This window comes from Mycobacterium sp. E735, assembly GCF_001666955.1.
In the GTDB taxonomy this organism is placed as follows: Bacteria; Actinomycetota; Actinomycetes; order Mycobacteriales; family Mycobacteriaceae; genus Mycobacterium.
Genome location: NZ_LZIX01000152.1, coordinates 1 through 5,289 on the forward strand (window position 1 = coordinate 1; position 5,289 = coordinate 5,289).

Here is a 5,289-nt window from a genome sequence, read left to right on the forward strand (position 1 = left end):
GCCGTGTTCAACTGGTATTTCCGTGCGATCCTTAAACTTCCACCGGTGGAGGCGGACGAGGGCACCGCGAAGATGCGCAGCATGCGTGGGCGAATCGGTGCATATGAGTCGTGGGCGAGGACGTCCGACAGGCCTGCGCGGACTTGGCCCGCGAGGAAGGCCGCGTTGGACCGTTTTGAGCGGGAAATTGATCCCGACGGCGTGCTGACGCCCCAGGAGCGCGCCAAACGGGCGGAATGGGCGCGCAAGGCGTTCATGCAGCGGCTCGCGTTGAAGTCGGCGGCGGCTCGGCAGCGGCGCAAGATCATCTGCCAAACCTGCGGCCGAGCGAAAGACCCTGCAGCACCCCTGTGCCCTAAGTGTCTCAAGAAGATTCGTGAGCCGTGAGCGTACTTCCTCCATGGCTGACGACCGCGCAGGTGGCCGAGTATTGCGGGGTCGACCGCACCCAGGTGTACCACCAGCTGCTGCAGAAGTTGGATGTCCGCCGTATCGGTGTCCCGGGCGGGGCCGCACCGTGGGGTCGGCTGATCCGTGTCGAACGGGGATCAGTACTGCGGCTGTGCGGGAAATCCGCCATCCCTGAAGAATTGCTACCCCGTTGGCTGACGCTCAAGCAGGCCGCGAATTACTACCAGGTCAGCCCACACCTCGTCCGACAGCTGATCGCACACGAGCAACTCGACGCCCGACGTATCGGTTCTAGCAGGACCATCCGTGTCGATCGGGACTCGCTGCTGCAGCTAGGCCGCATCCGCATCTGGAGGGCACTGTGACCCGCCGCTACATCACCGTCGCTGAGACTGCTGAGTACCTTCAGGTCAGCACGGCCACGGTTCGGCGGTTGATCGCCGATGGCGAGTTGACCCGTTACCGAATGGGCCGTTCCCGGCGCACGATCCGGGTCGACCTAAACGAGATCGACGACCAGCTGATGCGCCCCCTGAACGCTCAGCCGCGAGTGCGGAAGCCGAGGACGTCATGACCGGCGATCCCGGCGCGATCAAGGCGATGGCCCGCTGCGGACAATGCGGGCACTTCGCCAGCGTGCACCACGGCGGCGGCGGGGGACGCCCCGGCGGATCATCGTGTGCGGCACCGGATTGCGACTGCGCCAAGTTCGTCGAACCCTCCGGCGCCAGAGTGGCACTGGGAGTCGGCAACCTGACCGCCGCTGAGGTCGCGCGCCTCACCGGATTGTCGGTGCACACCTTGAGTTATTGGCGGCAAAGCGGTCAGGGGCCGAAGGCGATCAAGGCTGGCAACCGCACGCTGTACCGCCGCGAGGACGTGGAGCGGTGGCTGGCCGATGTCGACGGACGTGCTGTCACGTCGCATTCTGGCGCGACGAACTGGTTGGCCAAGGCGGTCGAGGCAGCCGAGCGAATCGATCCCGCTCATACCGCCCCCTGGAAGCTGGCCAGCACCTACGCGCTGCTCGCCATCGCCGAGGCACAACTGCTTGATCTCACCCGTCCCGTGCGCCGAACCGTGCGCACCGACATCGCCGAGAACGATGGCGAGTTTCTCACCGTAGCCGACGTCGCCGCCATGACACGGCTTTCGGTCGGCACCCTGCGGTACTGGCGGCATAGCGGCTCAGGTGGCCCACCATCGGTCAAGCTGGGCCGTAGAGTGCTCTATCGTCGCGCCGACGTCGAGATCTGGCTGAAGGAGGCACGGTAACCACGCCAAGTCAGCGCAACTGCCGGGCACTCTGATCCCTCGTCAGAAGGAGGTCGCCGCCTGGAATAAGGCTTGCGTCCGGTAAACCTCCTCAAAGCGCCGATAGGCCCCGCACCGTCCCTCTCAGAGCGCCGCATTGGGTCGATCACGAAAGCCCCACTCCAACGCGCTGGCCAAACTAGCCACCCACTGCGTCACGTACCGGTCGCGGATGTCCTTGCGCAGCCACCTGATCCGGCCTGGATGCGGGGCGAAGAGGAGATCGGGAGAGGACGCAGCCTTCGGTATCGGGCGATGTTTCTTGAAAGGCCATGACAGAACTCGCCCCTCGGGATACGCCGATCGCAGTGCAACTTCGGCGTCTCCCCCTAGGCCGATAACCAGCCTTGGCTGAACGATTTCAAGCTCACCGAGCAGATAAGGCCTGCAGTTCTTCTTCTCCTGGGCGCGCGACTTGCAGTTATCACGCGGGTGGCAGTGCACCACGTTGGTGATGAAGAGGTCACACTTGTCGATGCCGACGGCGTCGAGGCTGCGGCCGAGAAAAATCCCGCAACCCCCGTCGAAAGGCTCCTTCGATTCCATGCATGGTTCGCACAAGCTTTGTCCGACTATCGCCACCGGTGACCGCACCGAGCCCCAGCCTGGGGCTGACTTGGTTTCGTGGGGGATGTTCATGTCGTCACAGAGCGCACAGACCTCGATCTTGCTAGCGAGCTCTTTCCACCGCAGACGCCGGGGGGTCGCTCATGCTCAGATCCACTTTTACCAAGCAGGTGCCGGGTCGAGCATCGCGACATGGTCGCCTTGCCACTGATACCTCACGGTGGTGATCGGACCGGGGCACGCGGTACAGACGTTCCTGCCATCTTTGTAGTCGAGGGCGACGGTGTCATCTGCTGTCTGAGCCGCATTCAGAGACGTGAAACCGTATGCCTTCGATGTGCCCGTACCGACGTAGGTCCCGCTGTGGAAGAGCAACGCCTGCTCTGGTGAACTCCCCGTCGCTTGCTCGACGGTGATAATCACGGTGGAAAGTGTCGCACACGGGTTGTAATTGCTACTGCGGTCGAACGACCGGGGATCGTGGTCCCACCGCCACCCCTGCGGCACCGTTGGCACGGAGGTAATGGCCGTTTGAATCTCCGGAGCCGCCAGGTTCACGCCGCATCCTTGCGCGGGCGCCGCCTGTGCCTGCTGGACAGCGCTCAAGGCGATCAAAATGCCCCCGACGAACGTGGGCAAAACTACTGACCGCATCACTTCGACCTCCCGCTGAGACGTGAGCCTTCAGGGCTCTACCGAGGCTATGGGCCATTCCACCAGACGCATGAGAGTCCTAAGGCCCTTTTGCGGGGCGGCTGCCCAGGCGGAGCCTCATAGCATAAGCAAGCTTGAAGCACCCTGATTCGCGGTCGGCAGTGAAAGAGAGCCCGGACATGGCGATTGCCGACAAACTGCAGTACGACTACCGACCGATATTGGCGCCAGCAGTCACGGCGCTGACGATTCCGCTTGGCCTCGCCTTATTCGTGCTTATGGCAGGGGCAGTTCCCAGCGCCGTTGCCGATGCCTCCGGGCAATACGTGAGGACTCAGTCGGGCCGGGTGCGCTGTCTGGTCATGGCCAATGATCAAAGCGAGGGTCCAGGAGTCGCTTGCGAAGCGGGCGGGCTCCCTGCGGATGCCCCGCCCGAGCAGGCTGGTTTCCCGCAGGCCCCCACCAATCCAGCTTCGAATTGTCCGCCTCCACCAGGGACATACCTACGCTGTACGCCGCCCATGCACTGGGATCTGGCCGTAGTCCATGCCTCAGGTGCGTTTAAGTGGGAAGACGGGAATATCGGAGGTGGCGGCACCCCACAGAATGACCTCGTGTTGAACTACGGCCAGACCTATCACATAAATGGTTGGACCATCTTGCCGAGCAGCGACGGGACCCGGTTCACCAATGACGGCACCGGCCACGGCATGTTCGTCAGCATCCAGAATGTCTATGCGTTCTGAGCCGGGCGCCACGCATTCGGAAACGCCGCACGCATGACCAAACACCATGCTCGACAAGGTGAGGAGTCTAAGCGCACTCGCGCTAGCGAGGAGACACCCAGGAAGCCCAGAACGTTAGTCGTCTAACTCGTCCAAGTCGTCATCGAAGGGATCATCGGCTGGGTCGAAGACGTCCGAGTCGTCGTCCTCCAACGGCTCGACTACTCCGACGGTCCCATCGAGCTTGCGTACGATCTCCCCCCACATCTCCACCGGCACAGTGGATTTGATCGCGCTTATAATTCGGTCCATCTTCACCCACATTTCCACCATGCTGGTACCGCTGGCTCGGGACTCAATCAGTGCTTGCAGCCGACCCGCAGCGATCATGCCGGTGTTAACGTCTACCTTGGCGTTTGAGTCAACAAGGGTTTCATAGCCTTTGACCATGACGGTCTCGTAGAAGGCCATGGGAGTGATTGCCGTGGCCACGCCCGCTATAAAGTCGCCGCCGTTCTCTTGCGCTCGCTGCTCAAGGATCGTCCGGTAGGTGGCCTTGGCGACATTCTGCACAGGAAAGTGCCGGGTTGTGTGGTTACGAATCGAATCGATCGTGACCCGCTCGCGCTTATCGAGCTTGCTGTTTTCTTCCCTCAGAGCCCGCAGGATCATGGCATAGCTGAGGCCAGCGGCCAGCATGTCGTTGACCCTGTTGCGCATTTCGTCGTTGCGGCACACGCGGCAACGAGGTTCGAGGTGAAACCCGTTGCGCGGGGCCAGCTCCACCGACCCGAGGATTTCCTCGATGGGGGCGAGAACCGCCTGGGGGTCGACCATAGTTTCTTCTCCTCGATCCGGCGAGGTTGTGCGGTTGTCGGTAGTTCCACTTTCTCACGATGGAAGATCTCCTGGGCGACGCAAGCGCACCTGAACTTCGTGGCTTTCTGCGGCACTTTCCGGTACTTCGATCAGCCGATACGACCCCGACTGCTTCCCGAGGCGCTTGGGGCTGTGCAGGCGCGGGTAGCGCCGATTGAGGTGCTCGCCCTGCAGCTGACGATCTATCCGACGATGGGCCTACTTGTGCTCCAGCCGACAAGCAATCTGCTCGTCGGTCATGTCAGTTCCTCCTTGGGGTAGTCCTCGTCGAGGTAGTCCTCTCGTCCTCGGGGTCGGCCAAGAAGTGCCACAACGCCACGTCCAGCGCTGCCGCGTTGTGGTGGGCGGCTGCGTCCATGACCCCCCGCAGAGCCGAGGCTGCCGCTCATCGCCAGGGTCCGGGTTCTCGTCCCCCACATCGAGCAGCCGGTGGGCCCCAGCTGCGAGCTGGGCCCACTGTTCGGGGGTGAAAGTGTTCGGGTCACCGGCCAACAGTCCCAGTAGATGGGGCTCGGCCGTGCTCCCGCGGTAGAGGGTCGTGGGGTCGTCCTTTCGTTGATGTGTCCCCGGCCGGGACGGGCCGGTGGTTTTGGAGTTGGCGTCATCCAGGAGGACTAAGTTGTCCTTCGGTGCGGATATATCCGGTGGACTTTCGCCGTTGGTTTCGCCGACGGGCGCGCCGGCGTGCTCGCCCAGAGGTCCTTGTTCAGCGCGGCGAATAGCGCGGACAGGTCGGGGC

The 5,289-nt window shown here is 62.9% G+C and carries 8 protein-coding genes; 5 read left to right on the forward strand and 3 right to left on the reverse strand.

The features are described 5' to 3' along the window. The 4 genes from A5704_RS11930 to A5704_RS29755 form a co-directional block, all read left to right on the forward strand. The coding region (locus A5704_RS11930; protein WP_067889152.1) for a hypothetical protein at window positions 1-387 on the forward strand (387 nt) is incomplete at its 5' end. Continuing rightward, on the forward strand, window positions 384-776 hold the full coding sequence (locus A5704_RS11935) for a helix-turn-helix domain-containing protein (protein ID WP_082954839.1): 393 nt from the start codon (window positions 384-386) through the stop codon (window positions 774-776). The genes A5704_RS11930 and A5704_RS11935, both read left to right, overlap by 4 nt. Then, complete coding sequence (locus A5704_RS11940; protein ID WP_067889157.1) at window positions 773-985, forward strand: excisionase family DNA-binding protein; 213 nt, start codon at window positions 773-775, stop codon at window positions 983-985. The genes A5704_RS11935 and A5704_RS11940 overlap by 4 nt, the downstream gene beginning before the upstream one ends. Then, window positions 982-1,686, forward strand: a complete 705-nt coding sequence (locus tag A5704_RS29755) for an AlpA family transcriptional regulator (protein WP_067889160.1) — start codon at window positions 982-984, stop codon at window positions 1,684-1,686. Before A5704_RS11940 ends, A5704_RS29755 begins: the two co-directional genes overlap by 4 nt. 123 nt (window positions 1,687-1,809) lie before the next feature. Here A5704_RS29755 and A5704_RS11950 read toward each other — a convergent pair whose 3' ends face one another. Continuing rightward, window positions 1,810-2,364 (reverse strand): uracil-DNA glycosylase family protein, encoded by a 555-nt coding sequence (locus A5704_RS11950; protein ID WP_082954840.1) that lies wholly within the window; start codon window positions 2,362-2,364, stop codon window positions 1,810-1,812. An 87-nt stretch (window positions 2,365-2,451) separates the two neighbouring features. Then, on the reverse strand, window positions 2,452-2,898 hold the full coding sequence (locus A5704_RS11955) for an LppP/LprE family lipoprotein (RefSeq protein WP_231969056.1): 447 nt from the start codon (window positions 2,896-2,898) through the stop codon (window positions 2,452-2,454). A gap of 227 nt (window positions 2,899-3,125) precedes the next feature. Here A5704_RS11955 and A5704_RS28335 point away from each other — a divergent pair, with 227 nt between their 5' ends. Then, entirely contained in the window at window positions 3,126-3,692 is a 567-nt protein-coding gene (locus tag A5704_RS28335) for a hypothetical protein (RefSeq protein ID WP_156737665.1), read from the forward strand. Between the two features lie 114 nt (window positions 3,693-3,806). On the opposite strand, the gene A5704_RS11960 is transcribed toward A5704_RS28335, so the two are convergent. Continuing rightward, window positions 3,807-4,508 (reverse strand): hypothetical protein, encoded by a 702-nt coding sequence (locus A5704_RS11960; protein WP_067889169.1) that lies wholly within the window; start codon window positions 4,506-4,508, stop codon window positions 3,807-3,809. Between the last annotated feature and the right edge of the window lie 781 nt (window positions 4,509-5,289).

Excerpts from the sequence above, each read along its gene's own strand:
- A5704_RS11950 (WP_082954840.1), bottom strand. The coding sequence starts at position 2,364 with ATGAACATCCCCCACGAAACCAAGTCAGCCCCAGGCTGGGGCTCGGTG.
- A5704_RS28335 (WP_156737665.1), top strand. The coding sequence starts at position 3,126 with ATGGCGATTGCCGACAAACTGCAGTACGACTACCGACCGATATTGGCG.
- A5704_RS11960 (WP_067889169.1), bottom strand. The coding sequence starts at position 4,508 with ATGGTCGACCCCCAGGCGGTTCTCGCCCCCATCGAGGAAATCCTCGGG.
- A5704_RS29755 (WP_067889160.1), top strand. The coding sequence starts at position 982 with ATGACCGGCGATCCCGGCGCGATCAAGGCGATGGCCCGCTGCGGACAA.